Annotated in this window: 18 protein-coding genes; 12 read left to right on the forward strand and 6 right to left on the reverse strand. The window is 67.7% G+C overall.

The features are described 5' to 3' along the window. Positions 1 to 1,422 carry a DASH family cryptochrome gene (locus tag PTT45_RS19340; RefSeq protein WP_273815555.1) on the reverse strand — a complete coding sequence of 474 codons (1,422 nt, stop codon included), beginning with the start codon at positions 1,420 to 1,422 and terminating at the stop codon, positions 1 to 3. A 174-nt stretch (positions 1,423 to 1,596) separates the two neighbouring features. On the opposite strand from PTT45_RS19340, the gene PTT45_RS19345 reads away from it, so the two are divergent. The 3 genes from PTT45_RS19345 (at position 1,597) to PTT45_RS19355 (ending at position 4,654) form a co-directional block, all read left to right on the forward strand. Continuing rightward, positions 1,597 to 2,190: a MarC family protein gene (locus tag PTT45_RS19345; RefSeq protein WP_043312115.1), complete on the forward strand. Its 594-nt coding sequence runs from the start codon at positions 1,597 to 1,599 to the stop codon at positions 2,188 to 2,190. Between the two features lie 11 nt (positions 2,191 to 2,201). Continuing rightward, positions 2,202 to 2,975, forward strand: coding sequence for an N-acetylmuramoyl-L-alanine amidase (locus PTT45_RS19350; protein ID WP_273815558.1), 774 nt, complete (start codon positions 2,202 to 2,204; stop codon positions 2,973 to 2,975). Positions 2,976 to 3,079: 104 nt separating this feature from the next. Continuing rightward, complete coding sequence (locus PTT45_RS19355) at positions 3,080 to 4,654, forward strand: EAL domain-containing protein (protein WP_273815560.1); 1,575 nt, start codon at positions 3,080 to 3,082, stop codon at positions 4,652 to 4,654. On the opposite strand, the gene PTT45_RS19360 is transcribed toward PTT45_RS19355, so the two are convergent. The 3 genes from PTT45_RS19360 to PTT45_RS19370 all read right to left on the reverse strand — a co-directional run bounded on the left by PTT45_RS19360 (position 4,651) and on the right by PTT45_RS19370 (position 6,267). Next, positions 4,651 to 5,061: a DUF1330 domain-containing protein gene (locus tag PTT45_RS19360; protein WP_273815562.1), complete on the reverse strand. Its 411-nt coding sequence runs from the start codon at positions 5,059 to 5,061 to the stop codon at positions 4,651 to 4,653. The two genes, PTT45_RS19355 and PTT45_RS19360, sit on opposite strands and share 4 nt — an antisense overlap. Positions 5,062 to 5,144: 83 nt before the next feature. Then, positions 5,145 to 5,801, reverse strand: coding sequence for a DUF3313 domain-containing protein (locus PTT45_RS19365; protein WP_273815563.1), 657 nt, complete (start codon positions 5,799 to 5,801; stop codon positions 5,145 to 5,147). A 70-nt stretch (positions 5,802 to 5,871) separates the two neighbouring features. After that, positions 5,872 to 6,267: a response regulator gene (locus PTT45_RS19370; RefSeq protein WP_273815564.1), complete on the reverse strand. Its 396-nt coding sequence runs from the start codon at positions 6,265 to 6,267 to the stop codon at positions 5,872 to 5,874. A 129-nt stretch (positions 6,268 to 6,396) separates the two neighbouring features. Here PTT45_RS19370 and PTT45_RS19375 point away from each other — a divergent pair, with 129 nt between their 5' ends. From PTT45_RS19375 to PTT45_RS19400, 6 genes are all read left to right on the forward strand, one after another. Continuing rightward, positions 6,397 to 9,882, forward strand: a complete 3,486-nt coding sequence (locus PTT45_RS19375; RefSeq protein WP_273815565.1) for a response regulator — start codon at positions 6,397 to 6,399, stop codon at positions 9,880 to 9,882. Further along, positions 9,882 to 10,691, forward strand: coding sequence for a CheR family methyltransferase (locus tag PTT45_RS19380; protein ID WP_273815566.1), 810 nt, complete (start codon positions 9,882 to 9,884; stop codon positions 10,689 to 10,691). Before PTT45_RS19375 ends, PTT45_RS19380 begins: the two co-directional genes overlap by 1 nt. Next, positions 10,688 to 11,299 (forward strand): chemotaxis protein CheB, encoded by a 612-nt coding sequence (locus PTT45_RS19385; RefSeq protein WP_273815567.1) that lies wholly within the window; start codon positions 10,688 to 10,690, stop codon positions 11,297 to 11,299. The genes PTT45_RS19380 and PTT45_RS19385 overlap by 4 nt, the downstream gene beginning before the upstream one ends. Then, positions 11,293 to 12,480 (forward strand): hybrid sensor histidine kinase/response regulator, encoded by a 1,188-nt coding sequence (locus PTT45_RS19390; protein WP_273815568.1) that lies wholly within the window; start codon positions 11,293 to 11,295, stop codon positions 12,478 to 12,480. Before PTT45_RS19385 ends, PTT45_RS19390 begins: the two co-directional genes overlap by 7 nt. A 174-nt stretch (positions 12,481 to 12,654) precedes the next feature. Then, positions 12,655 to 12,954 (forward strand): hypothetical protein, encoded by a 300-nt coding sequence (locus PTT45_RS19395; RefSeq protein WP_273815569.1) that lies wholly within the window; start codon positions 12,655 to 12,657, stop codon positions 12,952 to 12,954. A 14-nt stretch (positions 12,955 to 12,968) separates the two neighbouring features. Then, positions 12,969 to 13,154, forward strand: a complete 186-nt coding sequence (locus tag PTT45_RS19400) for a PA3371 family protein (protein WP_273815570.1) — start codon at positions 12,969 to 12,971, stop codon at positions 13,152 to 13,154. A gap of 49 nt (positions 13,155 to 13,203) precedes the next feature. Here the strand turns inward: PTT45_RS19400 and PTT45_RS19405 are convergent, their stop codons facing one another. Both PTT45_RS19405 and algB read right to left on the reverse strand, forming a co-directional pair. Beyond that, the gene (locus PTT45_RS19405) at positions 13,204 to 15,000 is read right to left on the reverse strand and encodes an ATP-binding protein (protein ID WP_273815571.1); all 1,797 of its coding nucleotides are present in this window, start codon (positions 14,998 to 15,000) and stop codon (positions 13,204 to 13,206) included. A 13-nt stretch (positions 15,001 to 15,013) separates the two neighbouring features. After that, on the reverse strand, positions 15,014 to 16,366 hold the full coding sequence (algB, locus tag PTT45_RS19410; RefSeq protein WP_273815572.1) for a sigma-54-dependent response regulator transcription factor AlgB: 1,353 nt from the start codon (positions 16,364 to 16,366) through the stop codon (positions 15,014 to 15,016). Positions 16,367 to 16,588: 222 nt separating this feature from the next. Between algB and PTT45_RS19415 the strand changes: the two genes are divergently transcribed. The 3 genes from PTT45_RS19415 to PTT45_RS19425 are packed head-to-tail and all read left to right on the forward strand — an operon-like array spanning position 16,589 to position 17,393. Continuing rightward, complete coding sequence (locus PTT45_RS19415) at positions 16,589 to 17,047, forward strand: PA2169 family four-helix-bundle protein (protein ID WP_273815573.1); 459 nt, start codon at positions 16,589 to 16,591, stop codon at positions 17,045 to 17,047. A gap of 17 nt (positions 17,048 to 17,064) precedes the next feature. Continuing rightward, entirely contained in the window at positions 17,065 to 17,214 is a 150-nt protein-coding gene (locus PTT45_RS19420) for a hypothetical protein (protein WP_273815574.1), read from the forward strand. Positions 17,215 to 17,231: 17 nt separating this feature from the next. Beyond that, positions 17,232 to 17,393, forward strand: coding sequence for a DUF1328 domain-containing protein (locus PTT45_RS19425; protein WP_043312093.1), 162 nt, complete (start codon positions 17,232 to 17,234; stop codon positions 17,391 to 17,393). Positions 17,394 to 17,552: the final 159 nt, after the last annotated feature.

Here is a 17,552-nt window from a genome sequence, read left to right on the forward strand (position 1 = left end):
CTAGGCCGCGCTGGGCAGATAGGGCTTCCAGTCTTCCGGGATGCGTTCCAGGCGCGGGTAGCCCATGGCGTCCAGCTGCAGGTGCGGCAGCAGGAAGGGCGTATGCCGCAGGTGTGCCGGCACGCTATGCAGTTCCGGCAGCCACAGGCTGACGTAGGTGGCGGCCGGGTCGTACTGGCGCGCCTGGCGCAGGGTGTTGGCCTGCTGCTGGTGCCGCGGATCGCTGGCCACCCCGGCCAGGTAGGCCCAGTTGCCCCAGTTGCTGGCCGGGTCGTAGTCCAGCAGGTGTTCCTCGAACCAGGCGGCGCCATGCCGCCAGTCCTGTTGCAGATCGGCCACCAGGTAGCCGGCGGCGATCTGCCGGCCGCGATTGGACAGGTAGCCGGTGGCCGCCAGTTCGCGCATGCAGGCATCCACCAGGGGCATGCCGGTGCGGCCCTGGCTCCACAGCTCGAAGCGTTCGTCGCACAGCCGCGGCGCCCGTGCCGTGGCCTTCAGGCCGTCGGCGCGGAACAGCGCGCTGCCATGGCGCACCAGGGTCCAGCGGAAGAAGTCGCGCCATAGCAGCTCCTGCCACAGCGCCTGGGTCGAGTCGTTCTGCCCGTATTGCGCCTCGTGACGGCGCAGCTCGGCCATCATCCGGCGCGGCGACAGCGCGCCGTTGGCCAGCCATGGCGAGAGCTTGGAGGAGTACTCGGTGCCGATCATGCCGTTGCGCGTCTCGCGGTACTGGCGCACGCCCTGGCTCTGCCACAGGTAGTCGCGCAGCCGCGCCTGGGCGGCCGGTTCGCCGCCAGAGAAGGGAAAGGCGCTGTTGGCCACGCTGAGCGGCTCGCCCAGGCCCAACTGGGACAAGCTGGGCAGCGCGGCGAAGTAGGCACTGGCGTTGTCCGGCAGGGCCGGCAGACGCACCGGCGCCGGGCGTGGCTGGAACACCGGCAGGCGCTGCTCGACCTGCTCGCGGAACTGGCGGAACACCGAGGGCAGCGCATGCACCGCGCAGGGTAGATCTGCTGCCTGCAGCAGGTGGTTGGCCGGCAGCTCGCGTAGCTGCGCGGCGCCCAGGGACTGCTGCAGGGCCAGCAGCTGGGCGCGTTCCTCGGGGGCGATTTCCTCGAGCGTCAGCACCTCATTGAGGTCGAGCTGTTCGACCAGGCGCGGGATCAGCTGCTCGGCGCGGCCCTGCAGCACCAGCAGGCCGGAACCGCGCTGGCGCAGTTCGCCATCCAGGGCCGCCAGACTCTCCATGAGGAAGCGTGCGCGGTGCACGCCGAGGCGCCGGCTGCCGAGTGGTCCCGGCTGCAACTGGGCGGGGTCGAAGATGTACAGCGGCAGCAGGCGATCGGCGTCCATGGCGGCCTGCACGGCCGGGTGGTCGTCGAGGCGCAGATCCTGCTTGAACCAGAGCAGCGCGCGGCGCATGGCGGTCCTCCTCGAGGGCATGTATTGACGATACGCTGCTATGACCAGCCTGCACTGCCGTTTATCCGCGGTGTTGCGCCTGATGTCCGCTGCTACCGGCCGCCCGTGACGGGCTTCGCATTTTGCCGGCGTGGCGGTGACGGATAGACTGTGCGGATAGTTCAGGAGCTTCGCATGGATATCTTCGGCATCGCCGTACTGGTTTTTCTGGTCACCGACCCCTTCGGCAACATTGCCATCTACCTCGCCGCGCTGAAGAACGTCGCCCCGGAGCGACGCATGCGCGTGGCCATGCGCGAGCTGCTGCTGGCCCTGGCGCTGCTGATGATCTTCCTCACCTTCGGCGACAAGATCCTCAGTGGCTTGGGGCTGTCGCGCGAGTCCACCGCCATCGCCGGCGGCATCATCCTGTTCATCATCGCCATGCGCCTGATCTTCCCGCGCCCCGAGGGTGTGCTCGGCGACCTGCCGGACGGCGAGCCGCTGCTGGTGCCGCTGGCCACGCCCGCGGTGGCCGGCCCCTCGGCGCTGGCGGTGCTGCTGACCCTGCGCAGCACCTATGAAGGTCCGATGTGGGAGCTGTACCTGGCCGTCGGCCTGGCCTGGCTGGCCACCGCGAGTATCCTGCTGCAGGCCTCGTGGCTGCAGAAGTTCCTCGGCCCGCGCGGTCTCACTGCGGTGGAGCGTCTGACCGGCATGCTGCTGATCATGCTCAGTGTCGACATGCTGCTGGATAACCTGCAGAGCATCCTGCACATCACCCCCTGATCGAGCGCCCGATGAGATTTCTCAGCCTCGCCCTCTCTGTCCTGCTGCTCGCCGGTTGCGCCGGAGGCCTGCAGATCGACGACAGCCTGCGCTCCCAGGGCCAGAGCAGCCGCGTGCAGTACATCGTGCTGCACTACACCTCCACCGACCTGGCGCGCTCCCTGGCCCTGCTGACCCGCGGCGAGGTCAGTGCCCATTACCTGATCGACGACGGCTCGGCCAAGGTCTACCGCCTGGTCGACGAGGACCGCCGCGCCTGGCATGCCGGCGACAGCCAGTGGCAGGGGCGGACCTGGCTCAACGCCAGCACCATCGGCATCGAGCTGGTCAATCAGGGCTACTTCCAGGGGCCGGCCGGGCGCTACTGGCAGCCCTACAGCGAGGCGCAGATCGACACGCTGATCGTCCTGCTCAAGGACCTGGTCAAGCGTCACGACCTGCCGATCGACAGCATCATCGGCCACAGCGACGTCGCCCCGCAGCGCAAGGTCGACCCGGGCCCGCTGTTCCCCTGGAAGCGTCTGGCCGATGCCGGCCTGATCCGCTGGCCGGACGCCGCTGCGGTGGCCCGCGAGCAGGCGCGCTTCGCCACCACACTGCCGGATGTGGACTGGTTCCAGGCCCAGCTGCAGCAGCTCGGCTACCAAGTGCCGCGCAACGGGGTGCTCGACCAGGAAACCCGCAACGTGCTGATCGCCATGCAGATGAAGTACCGCCCGGCGCGCTACGACGGCGAGCCGGACGCCGAGAGCGCGGCCATCCTGCAGGTACTCAACCAGCGCTGAGGCCGCCGTGCCGTTTGTCGCAAGGCACGCCCGCCGTGGCCTGCAGGCCGTGTCAGGCGCAGCCGCTGGGCTATACCTGAGAGGTTCTCTCAGGGAGCTTCATCATGTCGCCGAGCCTGCGCCGCCTGATCTTCCGCCCCTGGCCGGCGGCACTGCTGGTGGGCTGCCTGGGGCTCGCGCTGTTCGGCGCCGCCGGCCTGTGGCTGGCCAACCGGCAGGCCGAGCAGGCCGAAGCCGAGCGCCTGCAGACTCAGGGCCAGCGCTTCCTGGAACGCATCGAACAGATATTCGGCCAGCTCGGCCGCGCCCTCGACGAACTGGAGCAACAACCCCTGCGCGGCTGCGACATGGCCATGGTCGAGACCCTGCGCCGCGTGGTGTTCCAGCACCGCTTCGTCTACGAGGCAGCCTTTATCGGCGGCGACCAGCGCTGCTCCTCCTCGCCGCGGCGCAGCTCATTTGGCCCCGAGCGCCCGGCGGACCTGGAAGGCGAGCGCCAGCGCTACTGGCTGAATACCACCGCGCAACCGGATGACGACCTCGCCGCGCTGGTGGTCGGGCGCGGCTATTTCCGTTTATCCACCTCGCGTGGGCACCTGGCCGACATGGTCGAGCTGCCGCCTGGCGGCAGCCTGCTGATCGTGCCGCGCGGCGGTGGCGCCGCCCTGCCCGTGCTGGGCACGCCGCAGACCTGGCCGCCAGCTGCGGGCTGGCCGCAGGAGCAGACCCTGCTGGTGACACCGGGCCAGTTGGTCTACCGCATGCCGACCGCCAGCGCCGACTTCGACCTGGTGCTGTTCGCCGACCGCAGCCTGCTGCAGCAGCGCCTGCGCCAGGGCCTGGCCGGCTGGCTGCCGGTGGCCGTGCTGCTGGCCCTGCTGGCGGCCGGTGGCACCTATCACCTGGTCAGCTATCGCCAGTCACTCGGTGGATCGCTGACCTCGGCGCTGCGGCGCCGGGCGCTGCGCGTGCGCTACCAGCCTATCTATGACCTGGGCAGCCGCCGCTGCGTCGGCGCCGAGGCCCTGGTGCGCTGGCGTCGGGCCGACGGCAAGCTGCTCGGCCCGGATCATTTCATTCCCATGGCCGAGAGCAGCGGGCAGATCCGCGAGATCACCGACTACATGCTGGAGCAGGTGATGGCGCAGCTCGGCGCGTTGCTGCGCGAGCAGCCGGGGCTGTATATCTCGATCAACCTGGCCGCCTGCGACGTGGCCGAGCCACGCATCAGCGCCCTCACCTCGCGCCTGCTGCTGCAGTACCAGGTCCGCGCCGCGCAGATCGCCTTCGAGGTCACCGAGTCCGGACTGGCCGATATCCAGGCGGCCAAGGGTGTGCTGGCGCAGCTACGCGAGAGCGGCCATCGGGTGCTGATCGACGACTTCGGCACCGGCTACTCCAGCCTGGCCTACCTGCAGGAGTTGCCGGCCGATGTGCTGAAGATCGACAAGTCCTTCGTCGATGCCCTGGGGCACGACGCGGCCAGCAGCGGAGTGGCGCCACACATCATCCAGATGGCAGCGGCGCTGCACCTGAAGGTGGTGGCCGAGGGTATCGAGCACGAGGCCCAGGCACTGTTCCTCGCCGCCCAGGGCGCCGAATGCGGCCAGGGCTGGCTGTTCGCCAAGCCGCTGACCGCCCGCCAGTTCCGTCGTCTGCTGGAACGTCAGGCAGCCTAGGCTGCCGGCGGCTGACAACCGATCAGCCGCGAGTCGGCCAGGGCAGCGCTGCGGTGCTCGGTAGCGGCGCGATATTCCGGGTCGGCCAGCATGGCGAGGAAGGATTCCGGCGAGGGGTAACTCACCAGCAGCATTTCATCCCAGTGTTCGTCCTGCGGTGCGATCAGTGCGGCGCGGACGCCAGCCAGCAGCTGCACACTGCCGCCCACACCACGCACCTTGCTCAGCGCCGTGCGGCTATAGCGGGCATAGGCCTCGCGGCCGCTGCAGGGGCTGTGCGGGCTGGTGTCGGGGTAGGCAGCCTGGTCGCGATAGCGCAACAGGTTGAGCATGAGGATGGGTTGGCCGGCGGGCATCGCGGCGGCGAAGTGGGCCAACTGTTGTGAACTGGGATTGATGCTGGGCATGGCGATCTCCAAATGGCACGCGGCCAGACTGTAGGGTCCGGCCGCGTGGAGCAATCGCCATCAGTTGTCCTGATGGACCAGCATCATGGCTTGAAGGTGCGTGCGTCCTTGGCCCAGACGTCCAGTGCCGGCTGGATGTCCTTGAGGGTCAGCTGGGTGCTGTCGTTCTCCAGCTGCAGGCCGTGGCCCTTGCGCACCACGCGAACCATTGGCTCGTTGTTGCGGGCGTCCACCGCCTCGATCTCGACATAGATGTTGGTGTCGCGATCACGGGTGCCGGCGGCGGTGTTGGCGGCGGCCAGGACCAGGGCGACCGGAATCACCTCGTAGAACTGCAGGCCCTCGGCCGAGCTGCCTACGGCGGTGATGGCGGTGCGCAGTACCAGGCTGTCGCGGGTTGGCGTATCGACGACGCGCATGCGCTGGGACAGTTCGCGCTCGATGGCCTTCTGCAGGTAATCGCTGATCTGGCCGAGAGTGGCCTGGCTCACCTGCTCGTTGGGTTTGGGGGCCGGGTAGAACACCGGTTTCTCGACATAGACCTCTGAATAGCTCTCAGGCTTGAAGCCTGGTGCGACCCAGCGCAACACCGGCGCGCCGCTGGCCGAGGTGGCCGGCTTGAGCTGCGAGTAGTCGGCGAGGAAGCCCGAGTACTGCGAGGGTTGCGTGGTCTTGCTGGCGCAGCCTGTGATCAACAGACTGGCGAACAGACTCATACAGAACACACTGACACGTGACATGAGCGGACCCTCCTTCTCCTAATGGTGAATCCAGCCTAGATGCCGCTCCGTTACCGCGCCAGTGCGCCAATCAGGCGCCGGCGAGATCGCTCAGGCGGCGCGCCAGCAGGTCAAGATCGAAGGGTTTGACGATGCTGTCGGTGGGGGCCAGAGGGTGCTTCTGGCGCACATCGTCGAGCAGGCCCTGTTCGCTGTAGCCGCTGGCGAACAGCACCGGCAGGGTCGGCCGCAATTCGCGCGCCGCCACTACCAGCTCGCGGCCGCCGAGGCCCGGCAGGCCGACGTCGCTCATCAGCAGATCGCAGGGTTCGCCGCTGCGCAGCAACTCGAGTGCGCTGACCGCGTCGCCCAGTGCCTGCACCCGGTAGCCGAATTCCTCGAGTATCTCGACCGTGAGGAAGCGCACGACATCGTCGTCTTCGACCAGCAGGACGCTCTTGCGGTGGGAGGGCTCGTAGGTGCTCATCAAATTCTCAGGCTATATCCGGGCGGCAACGCACGCGATTGTTTGGCAAACTTCGGGAAACTTAAGGTGTCAGTTTGCCACATGCGCTCCGCCACAGAAGCAGCGAGTCAACCCAGAATGGACGTACAGATGTCGAGTCAGGCCGCAATGGACGAGGAAAGGTTCCGCCGAATTCTCAATCGCAACGTAGGCCTGCCGCTCGGGCTCGGTGTGATCGGGGCGCTGTTCTTCGCGGCGGTGATCGGTTACCTGCTCAACGTGATTCGCTGGGTCGAGCACACCGATCAGGTGCTCAACCGCGCCAGCGAGGTCTACAAGCTGACGCTGGACATGGAGACCGGCATGCGCGGCTTCCTCCTCAGCGGCAAGGAGGAATACCTGGCTCCCTACGAGGTGGGCCGTGGCAAGTTCCGCCCGCTGGTGGAACAGCTCGCCGAGCGGGTTGCGGACAACCCCGCCCAGGTCCAGCGTACCCAGCGCGTGCTGGCGCTGCAGCAGCAGTGGGATCAGTACGCCCAGGAAGTGATCGGCTCGCGCCGTGATGGCGGCGATTACCTGGAGGAAGTCGGCCGCGGCCGCGGCAAGAACCTCATGGATGGTGTGCGCCGCGAGATGGACGACTTCATCGGCAGCGAGCGTGACCTGCGCCAGAAGCGCAATGCCGACGTCAATGCCACCACTACCTGGGGCACCGGCGCCTACCTGCTGGTGAGCATCCTGTTCAGCGGCCTGCTGGCGCTGTTCGGCCGCCGCGAGCTGCTGAACCTGTCGAACATCTATTCGCAGGCCATGGGCAAGCAGGACGAGTACGCCGAGGAGCAACGCCAGCGCGCCTGGCTGCGCGGCGGGCAGAACCAGCTGGCGGAGCGCCTGCTCGGCCAGCAGCAGGTGCCGGTGCTGGCCAATCGCGCCCTGGAGTTCCTCGCCGGCTACGTCGGTTGTGTGGTCGCCGCGCTGTACCTGCGCGACAGCCAGACGGGCGATCTGCAGCGCATCGCCGCCCACGGCTTCAGCCGCATGGACGAGGAGCGCGGGCGGCAGATCCTGGCCAACGAGGGCCTGGTCGGCCAGGCGGCCCAGGGGCGGCAGCCGGTGCTGCTGGAGAACCTGCCGGAGGACTACATCAAGGTCGCCTCCGGTCTTGGCGAGGGGCGGCCGAACTGCGTGCTGCTGGTGCCGCTGCAGGCCGATGATCGGGTCAACGGCGTGCTCGAGCTGGCGTTCATGCAGCCGCTCGGTGCGCGTGAGCGCGAATTCCTCGAGGCCATCGCCAGCAGCATCGGCACCTCGCTGGAGGCGGCGCGCTATCGCCAGCGCCTGCAGGAGGTACTGGCCGAGACCCAGCAGCTCAACGAGGAGCTGCAGACCCAGCAGGAAGAGCTGCGCGCGGCCAACGAGGAGCTGGAGCAGCAGGCGCGGGTACTCAAGGAGTCCCAGGCGCACCTGGAGACCCAGCAGGCCGAGCTGGAGCAGACCAACGAGAAGCTCTCCGAGCAGACCCAGGTGCTGGCCGACCAGCGCGACGAACTGGACCAGCGCAACGTTTCCCTCGGCCGCATCCAGACCCAGCTCGAGGAGCGCGCCGAGGAGCTGCAGCGGGCCAGCCGCTACAAGTCCGAGTTCCTCGCCAACATGAGCCACGAGCTGCGCACGCCGCTGAACAGCTCGCTGATCCTGGCCAAGCTGCTGGCGGAAAACCCGCAGGGCAACCTGGACGCCGAGCAGGTGAAGTTCGCCGAGTCGATCTACTCGGCCGGCAACGACCTGCTCGACCTGATCAACGACATCCTCGACATCGCCAAGGTCGAGGCCGGCAAGCTCGAAGTGCGCCCGGAGTCGACGCCGCTGGCGAGCACGCTGGAGGGCCTGCGCGACGTGTTCTCCCCGCTGGCCGGCGAGCGCGGCCTGAGCTTCGCCGTCGAGCTGCATGCCGGGGTGCCGGAACGCATCTTCACCGACCGCCAGCGCCTGGAGCAGATCCTGCGCAACCTGCTGTCGAACGCCTTCAAGTTTACCGAGCGCGGCGGTGTCACCCTCAGCGTGGCGCGGCACGATGCGCAGCGCCTGTCGTTCGCCGTGCGTGACAGCGGCATCGGCATCGCCGCCGACCAGCAGGAAGTCATCTTCGAGGCTTTCCGCCAGGCCGATGGCACCACCAATCGCCGCTACGGCGGCACCGGCCTCGGCCTGTCCATCTCGCGCGACCTGGCGCGCCTGCTCGGTGGCGGCATCGAGGTGAGCAGCCAGCCGGGTGAGGGCAGCCTGTTCACCCTGCTGTTGCCGGAGCAGCTTGGCGAGACGCCCGTCGCGCCGCGGTTGCCTGAGCCACTACCGCTGCCGGTGGCCGTCGCGCCCAGCGTTCCCGCAGCGCCTGCGGCGCGCCCGCCGGCGGCCTTCGCCGATGACCGCGAGCAGCTGGGCGAGCGCGGCGGCCGTTGCGTGCTGATCGTCGAGGACGAGGCGCGCTTCGCTCGCATCCTCTTCGACCTGGCCCACGAGCTGGGTTACGCCGGCCTGGTGGCACCGAGCGCGGACGAAGGCCTGGAGCTGGCGCGGCAGTTCCGCCCCGACGCCATCCTGCTCGACATGCACCTGCCCGATGGCTCCGGCCTGGGCGTGCTGCAGCGCCTCAAGGACGATGCCGGCACCCGTCACATTCCGGTTCACGTGGTTTCGGTGGAGGACCACAGCGAGGCGGCCCTGCACCTGGGCGCGGTGGGCTATGCGCTGAAGCCGACCAGCCGCGACCAGCTCAAGGAGGTGTTCGGCAAGCTCGAGGCCAAGCTCAACCAGCAGGTCAAGCGCGTGCTGCTGGTCGAGGACGACCCGCTACAGCGCGACAGCATTGCCCGCCTGATCGGCGACGATGACGTCGAGATCACTGCCGTGGAGATGGCCGGCGAGGCGCTGGAGAAACTGCGCGAGACGGTGTTCGACTGCATGATCATCGACCTCAAGCTGCCGGACATGCAGGGCAACGAGCTGCTGCGACGCATGGCCGAGGAGGACATCTGTTCCTTCCCGCCGGTGATCGTCTACACCGGACGCAACCTGACCCGCGACGAGGAGGCCGAGCTGCTCAAGTACTCGCGCTCGATCATCATCAAGGGCGCGCGCTCGCCGGAGCGCCTGCTCGACGAGGTCACCCTGTTCCTGCACAAGGTCGAGGCCGAGCTGTCCAGCGAGCGCCAGCGCATGCTCAAGGCCGCGCGCAGCCGCGACAAGCTGTTCGAGGGCCGTCGCCTGCTGCTGGTGGACGACGACGTGCGCAACATCTTCGCCCTGTCCAGCGCCCTGGAGCAGAAGGGCGCGGTGGTGGAGATCGCGCGTAACGGCCACGAGGCCCTGAGCAAGCTGCGCGAGTGCGCCGACATCGACCTGGTGCTGATGGACGTGATGATGCCGGAGATGGACGGCTACGAGGCGACCCGGCGCATTCGCCTGGAGCCGCAGTGGCAGAACCTGCCGATCATCGCGGTGACCGCCAAGGCGATGAAGGACGATCAGGAGCGCTGCCGCGAGGCCGGCGCCAACGACTACCTGGCCAAACCCATCGACCTGGATCGGCTGTTCTCGCTGATCCGCGTGTGGATGCCGAAACTGGAACGCCTGTGATGCCCGAGCAGATCGAACTGCGCCTGCTGATCGAGGCGATCTACCTGCGCTACAGCTACGACTTCCGCGACTACGCCGGCGCGTCGCTCAAGCGCCGCGTGCAGCAGGCGCAGGTGCAGCTGGGTTGCCCGACCATCTCCGCGCTGCAGGAGCGCATCCTGCATGAGCCCAGTGCGTTCATGCAGCTGCTGCAGTTCCTCACCATCCCGGTCAGCGAGATGTTCCGCGATCCCGGCTACTTCCTCGCCCTGCGTGAGCAGGTGGTGCCGCTGCTGCACACCTACCCCTCGCTGAAGATCTGGGTGGCCGGCTGCAGCACCGGCGAGGAGGTCTACTCGCTGGCCATCCTGCTGCACGAGGAAGGCCTGTTGGAGCGCAGCATGATCTACGCCACCGACATCAACCCGCACTCGCTGGAGAAGGCCGAGCAGGGCATCTTCGCCCTCGACAACCTGCGCACCTACACCGAGAACTACCAGAAGTCCGGCGGCACGCGGGCCTTCTCCGACTACTACACGGCGGCCTACGACCGGGTGCTGTTCGACAAGTCGCTGCGCAGCAACGTGACCTTCGCCGACCACAGCCTGGCCACCGACAGCGTGTTCGCCGAGACCCAACTGGTGTCCTGCCGCAACGTGCTGATCTACTTCAACCGCGAGCTGCAGAACCGCGCGCTCGGGCTGTTCCACGAATCGCTCTGCCACCGCGGCTTCCTCGGCCTGGGCGGTAAGGAGAGCCTGGACTTCTCCGCCTATGCCCAGCAGTTCGAGCCCGTGGTGCGCCGCGAGCGGATCTTCCGCAAGCGATGAGCAGCCCGCAGATCGTCCTGCGTGGCCAGCAGCGCCCGGCACCCCAAGCGCTGCTGATCGGCGCCTCGGCCGGTGGCGTGGAGGCGCTGCTGCGCCTGCTCGCGCCATTGCCGGCGGACTATCGCCTGCCGGTGGTGTGCCTGCTGCACGTGCCGGACAGCCGCGACAGCCTGCTCGCCGAGCTGCTCGCGCGGCGCCTGCAGCTGCCTGCCAAGGAGGCCGAGGACAAGGAGAGCCTGCACGCCGGCACCGTCTACGTGGCGCCGGCCGGCTATCATCTGTCGATCGAGCAGGATCACAGCTTCTCCCTCAGTCGCGAGGAGCCACGGCATTTCTCGCGACCCTCGATCGATGTGCTCTTCGAATCCGCCGCCGATGCCTATGGCGAGCGGCTCGCTGCCGCGCTGCTGACCGGGGCCAACGAAGACGGTGCCGCCGGGCTGCTGGCGGTACGCCGCGCCGGCGGCCTGACCCTGGTGCAATGCCCCACCGACGCCCAGGTGCCAACCATGCCCGAGGCGGCCCTGGCGCTGCTCGAACCGGATTTCCTGCTGACCCTGGATGCCATGCACATGCTGCTGACCGAACTGGATGCCCCGTCATGCTGAGGAAGATCGAAGCCAAGCTGCTGATCGTCGATGACCTGCCGGAAAACCTGCTCGCCCTGCACAAGCTGATCCAGGACGAGGAGCGCACCGTGTATCAGGCCAGCAGCGGCGAGCAGGCGCTGTCGCTGCTGCTCGAACATGACTTCGCCCTGGCCCTGCTCGACGTGCAGATGCCGGGCATGAACGGCTTCGAGCTGGCCGAGCTGATGCGCGGCCGCGAGCAGACCAAGCACATCCCGATCATCTTCGTCAGCGCCGCCGGGCGTGAGCTGAACTACGCCTTCCAGGGCTACGAGAGCGGCGCGGTGGACTTCCTGCACAAGCCGCTGTCGCCCTACGAGGTGCGCAGCAAGGTTGCCGTATTCGTCGAGCTGTACCGCCAGCGCAAGGCCCTGAGCTGCCAGCTGGAGGCGCTGGAGGCGGCGCGGCGCGAGCAGGAGGCGCTGCTCGGCGAGCTGCGCGCGACCCAGGCCGAGCTGCAGAAATCAGTGGAGATGCGCGACGTGTTCATGTCGGTGGTTTCCCACGAGCTGCGTACGCCGCTCAACGGCCTGACCCTGGAGGTGCAGCTGCGCAAGCTGCGCCTGCAGCAGAACCGCAGCGACGCCTTCACCCTGGACAAGCTGCGCGAGATGACCACCCGCGACGAGCGGCAGATTCGCAGCCTGACCCGGCTGATCGACGACATGCTGGATGTTTCTCGCATCCGCACCGGCAAACTGTCGATCCGCCCGCAGCCCAGCGACCTCGGCGTGCTGGCCGGGCGCGTGGTGGAGAACCTGGCGCCGCAGTTCGCCCAGGCCGACAGCCTGGTCGAGCTGAGCGTCGAGGCTCCGGCGCCGGTGCTGGTCGACGAGTTCCGCATCGAGCAGGTGCTGGCCAATCTGCTGACCAATACCCTGCGTTACGGCTGCGGCAAGCCGGTGGCGGTGCGCGTGCGCAGCGTCGGCGAGACGGTTCGCGTCGAGGTGCAGGACCAGGGCCTGGGTATCTCCGAGGCGGACCAGCGGCGGGTCTTCGAGCAGTTCGAGCGGGTCGCCGACAGCGGCAGTCCCCACGGCCTCGGCCTGGGTCTGTTCATCAGCGAGCAGATCGTCCAGGCCCATGGCGGTCATTTCGAGCTGAGCAGCCGTCTCGGTGAGGGCTCGTGCTTCAGCGTGGTACTGCCGCGGCTGAGCTGATCGTGCATTTTGCAATTGTGCAAAATGCACGATCTTGCAAAGCGCATGGCGCTCCTGCTTAGATAATATTTCAAGCCATTGATTTAAAAGGATAATTCAAGGCGACTGAGTCTGGCATGAGCGCTGCAGAATCGGTGGTGTAAGCCCCGATTGACCCGCTGATGGAGAAGCGCCATGCACACTGTCCACCTGAGCCTGTTCTGCGCCGCTGCGCTGTTGGTCAACGGAGCTTACGCCAAGGATTTTGCCGACACGGCCGGCGCCAGCGCCAAGACCGCGGAAATGACTCTGCAGAGCACGGTGGAAGAGGCTCGGGGCAGCTCGGCGCTGCTGCAGCAGTTCGGCGAGATTCGCCGCCAGGCCGCAGAGGGTGCCCGCCAGGATGGTCGCTGGCTGCGCATCGCCGACGATGAAACCGACACCGCCGTGCGTCAGCCGCAAACCCTCGAGCGCCAACCGCGCTGGGTGTTCTGAGCAAGGAGCCGAGCATGTCCCGTAGCGCGATCTTCACCCTGCTCATGACCGTCCTCAGCCTGGCCGCCCTGTGGTTCTATCCCGGCCTTGAGGAAACGCCGACGCTGGCGCTGAAATGCGTCGCCGGCTTCTTCGCCACCGCCTTCGTGCTGGCCCTGGCGGCCGGCCGCCGCTACAAGTTCGACCCGATCCTGCGCTGATCCCGGCGCGCCAAAAAAAGCCGCCTGCGGGCGGCTTTTTCGTGGCTGGTCAGACCGGCAGGCTGAGGTAGAAGCGTGCGCCCTGCCCGGGGTGCGAGTGCACGCCGAGCAGCCCGCCATGCAGCTGCACGATCTCGCGCGACAGCGCCAGGCCGAGGCCGACGCCACCCTTGCGCCGGCCCACCTGGACGAAGGGTTCGAAGATGCGCGCCTGCTGGCCGAACGGGATGCCCGGACCCTGGTCCTGCACGCTGATGACCACCCGCTCGCCCAGGCGCAGCACCTGCAGCTGCACTTCATTGCCCGGGTCGCTGTGGCGCAGCGCGTTGCTGATCAGGTTGTCCAGCACGCGGTCGATCTGCCCGGTATCCAGGTCCAGCCGCGGCAGCGGCTCATGGGCGGTGACGGTGAGCGTTACCTCGCGCTCCTCGGCCTCCAGGGCGAAGCGCTGGCGCGCCTGCTCGAGCATGGCGGCCGGCTCGCACGGCGCGCGTTGCAGGGTCTGCAGGCCGCTCTGGTAGCGCGAGAAGTTGAGCAGGTCGTCGATCAGTTGCACCAGGCGGCGCATCTCCTCGTCGACAGTGCGCATCAGCTCGCGCTCGCGGCCCTCGCTGGGCAGCTGCAGGCGTTCGCGCAGCAGGCTGAAGGCCATGTGGATGCCGGTGATCGGCGTGCGCAGCTCGTGGGAGGCGCGCAGCACGAATTCGTTGCGCACCCGTTCGAAGGCGCGCTGCTTGGTCACGTCGCGCAGCACCATCACCGCGCCGACGCTGGTGCCGGCGCGCAGCTGCACCGGGGTCAGGGCCCAGGCCAGCAGGCGGCGTTCGCCCTCGCCGTCGATCTCCAGGTCCAGCGGTTCCTCCCGCAGCACTTCGCCGGCCAGTACCTGGCGCAGGGCCTCGTCGACCTCGTGACCGGGCAGCAGCGGGCCGATGTCCTTGCCGTGCGGGTCGCTGTTCCAGGACAGCTGCCGCATGGCCACCGGGTTGGCGTGCTCGATGCGGCCGTTGGCGTCGAGTATCACCAGGCCGTCGTCGATGCTGTCGAGCACCGCCTGCAGGCGCCCCTCGCTGCTGAGCAGCTGGTTGACGTTGCTCGAGTGGTACTGGCGCAGGGCCTCGGTCATCAGGCCGAAGCGACGGCTGAGCACCGCCAGCTCAACCACCGGCGACACCGGCAGCACCACGTCGTAGTTGCCCTTGCCGACCTGGTCGGCGGCGCGGGCCAGGGTGTCGATGGGCGCACCAAAGCGCCGGGCGATGCCGTTGGCGGTGAGGATGCCGACCACCAGCACGGCCACGCCCATCAGCCCGAGCAGCGCGGCGATCAGCAGGGAACGCTGGCCGGAGCGGCTCTCGGCTTCGATCACGCGCTTGACCACCTGGTCCTGCTGGTCGCGCAGGTGGTCGCGCAGGCGCTCGAAGGCGAGGGTGAAGCCATCGTCACGGGCCAGGTTGTGCGGCGTCGTGCCCGGCGGTGCGGCCTGCTCCGCGGCGGCCTGCATCTGCACATAGAGGCGCTCGGCTTCCTCCAGGCCAGCCTGGTAGTGGCTGCCGAGGGTGGAGGCCTGCGCCTGGGCGAGGGTGTCGCGGAAGCGCTGGTGAGTGCGTTCCAGGGCGGCCGGATCGGGGCGCTCGTCGATCAGCACCATCAACTGGTCGCCCAGGTGCTGGCGCAGTTTCTGGCTGTACTGCACGGCGCTGAAGCCGCGCTGGATCAGCTCGCTCTGGCTGCGCGCCATCTGCATCACGCTGAACAGCCCGAGCAGCAGGCCGATCAGGGCGACAGTGACCAGTGCCGAGATGCTGAGGAAGAGGCGGGTGCGCAGCTTGATCGGCAGCTTCATCGAGACTCCGCGCTCAGAGGTTGTACTGCTTGCGCTTGCGGTAGAGCGTAGAGGCATCGATGCCCAGTGTCTTGGCCGCCAGATCCAGGGTGTTGCTGCTGGCCAGGACGGCGGCGATATGCGCCTTCTCCAGTTCCTCCAGGCTCAGCGCGGCGCCCACCTGGACGTTGGCGCTGCTGTTTTCTGACGCGCCGCCGAGGCCGAGGTTGGCCACAGTCACCTCCTCCTGCTGGCAGATGATGCTGGCGCGTTCGATCACGTTGCGCAGCTCGCGGATGTTGCCCGGCCAGTGGTAGGTCTGCAGCGCGGCGCTGGCTTCGGCGCTGAAGGCTCGCGCGGGGCGGGCGTAGTCGCTGACGAAGCGGGCGAGGAAGCGCTCGGCCAGGATCATCACGTCTTCCTGGCGTTCGCGCAGCGGCGGCAGCTTGAGGGTGATGACGTTGAGGCGGTACAGCAAGTCCTCGCGGAAGCGCCCTTCGCGGACCATTTCGTCGAGGTCGAGGTTGGTGGCGGCGACGATGCGTACATCGGCGCGGCGGGTCACCGGGTCGCCGACCCGTTCGTATTCCTTGTCCTGAATGAAGCGCAGCAGCTTGGGCTGCAGGGTTAGCGGGAAGTCGCCGATCTCGTCGAGGAACAGGGTGCCGCCGTCGGCCTGGGCGACGCGGCCCTGGGTGCTCTCGCTGGCGCCGGTGAAGGAGCCGCGGGCGTGGCCGAACAGCTCGCTCTCCATCAGCTCGGCGGTCAGCGAGGGGCAGTTGATGGTCACGCAGGAGCGCTTGGCGCGGCGGCTCCAGCCGTGAATGGCGCGAGCCAGTTCGCCCTTGCCGGTGCCGGACTCGCCGAGGATGAGGATGTTGGCGTCGGTGCCGGCCACCTGCCGGGCGGTTTCCAGCACCGCCATCATCGCCGGGCAGTTCGAGTCGAGGCCGTCCTTCGCCTTGCGCACCTCGACCTCCAGCGCCTCCAGGCGCGCGGTCATGCTGCGCACCTCCATCTGCTTGGCGGCGGCCAGGCGCAGCTGGTCGGGGGAGCAGGGCTTGACCAGGTAATCGGCGGCGCCGGCCTGGATGGCGTCGACGGCGGTATCCACCGCGGAGTGGGCGGTGACTATCACCACGCGCATCCAGGGTGCCTGCACGCGCATCTGCGCGAGCAGCTCGAGGCCGTTGTCCTCACCCAGGCGCAGGTCGAGGAAGCACAGGTCGAACACCTGGCGCAGCAGCAGGTTGTCTGCCTGCGCCGCACTGCTGGCGGTGGCGACGTTGTAGCCGTCGTCCTCCAGGCAATAGCGGAAGGTGCGGAGGATGGCGGACTCGTCATCCACCAGGAGGATACGGCCCTTGTCGGCGGTTTCTTGTTGCATCGGCGTGGTCTCTTCTTGCTGCAGCCTGGAGGGTTAGTCCGGCAACTCTCGTGCAAGTTGCACGAATAATTTCGCACGATCTCGCATGATGCACGCCACCCCTTTCTGGGTTAATTATCAAGCTACTGAAATATAAGGATATTTTTTCGAATATCGGCTGGCACGGGAATTGAGACAGAGAGGCTAAGAACGAGGCGGAAGCGTCCGCCACTGGAGAAAACCATGACCGGCCAAGCCCACCTGCTGAACGAGCTGATCGAGATCACCCGCGATGGTGAGCTCTTCTATCAGCACGCCGAGGCCAGGGTGCAGGACGCGCAACTGAAGGCGCTGTTCCGCGACATGGCCGCGCTCAAGGCCGAGGTGATTCGTGATCTGGCCCTGGAAGTGGCGGCCGAGCACGAGCAGCCGAGTTCCGGCCACAGCCTGACCGGCAGCCTGCGCCAGCTGTATGCCGATGGCCGCGCCAGGCTCGCGGCCGACGGCGAGGTGGCCTACGTCGGCCAGTTGGAGGCCGCCGAAGACCGCCTGCTGCAGGCCTTCGAGCAGGCTCTCGGCGAGGCCGATGCCAGCGAAGTTGCGCTGCTGGAGGCCGAGCTGGTCAAGCTGCGCGCCGGCCACGCTCGCATGAGCCAGATGCAGCGGACCATCAACCAGGCCGGCGCCAGCGCCCGCCATTGAGCAGAGGAGGAGTCGCGATGCTTACCCCGATCCTTGCTGTGCTGGCCGCCATCTGCGGCCTGGTCGGCAGCCTGTTCACCCTGACTCAGGCGATGTACCTGAGCCTGGATTCCGAATCCGAGGATGAGGCAGTGGGCGAAAGCCTGGTGCCTCCTCCGGGTCGTTGAAATAAGGAGACTTCATCATGCTTAGTTGGGCTATCACATTCCTCATCATCGCCATCATCGCCGCTGTCCTGGGCTTCGGTGGTATCGCAGGCACCGCAACCGGGATCGCCAAGATTCTCTTCGTGGTCTTCTTGGTGATGTTCATTGTGTCGCTGATCTTCGGCCGTCGAGCACCCTGACGGCAGGAAGCCCTGCGGCCCACGAAGGGCCGCAGGACTCCAGGGACGAAAGGCGCGGGGACAGGCGCACATGCCAGGGGACCGGGACGCTCTGCTCGCGGAGTGACCTAGGGGTACAAGGAGTACTCCCGCAAGGGTCGGGTCAGGTAGCAACGAAGG

The sequence above is a fragment of the Pseudomonas sp. Gutcm_11s genome (genome assembly GCF_028649395.1).
Lineage (GTDB): Bacteria > Pseudomonadota > Gammaproteobacteria > Pseudomonadales > Pseudomonadaceae > Aquipseudomonas.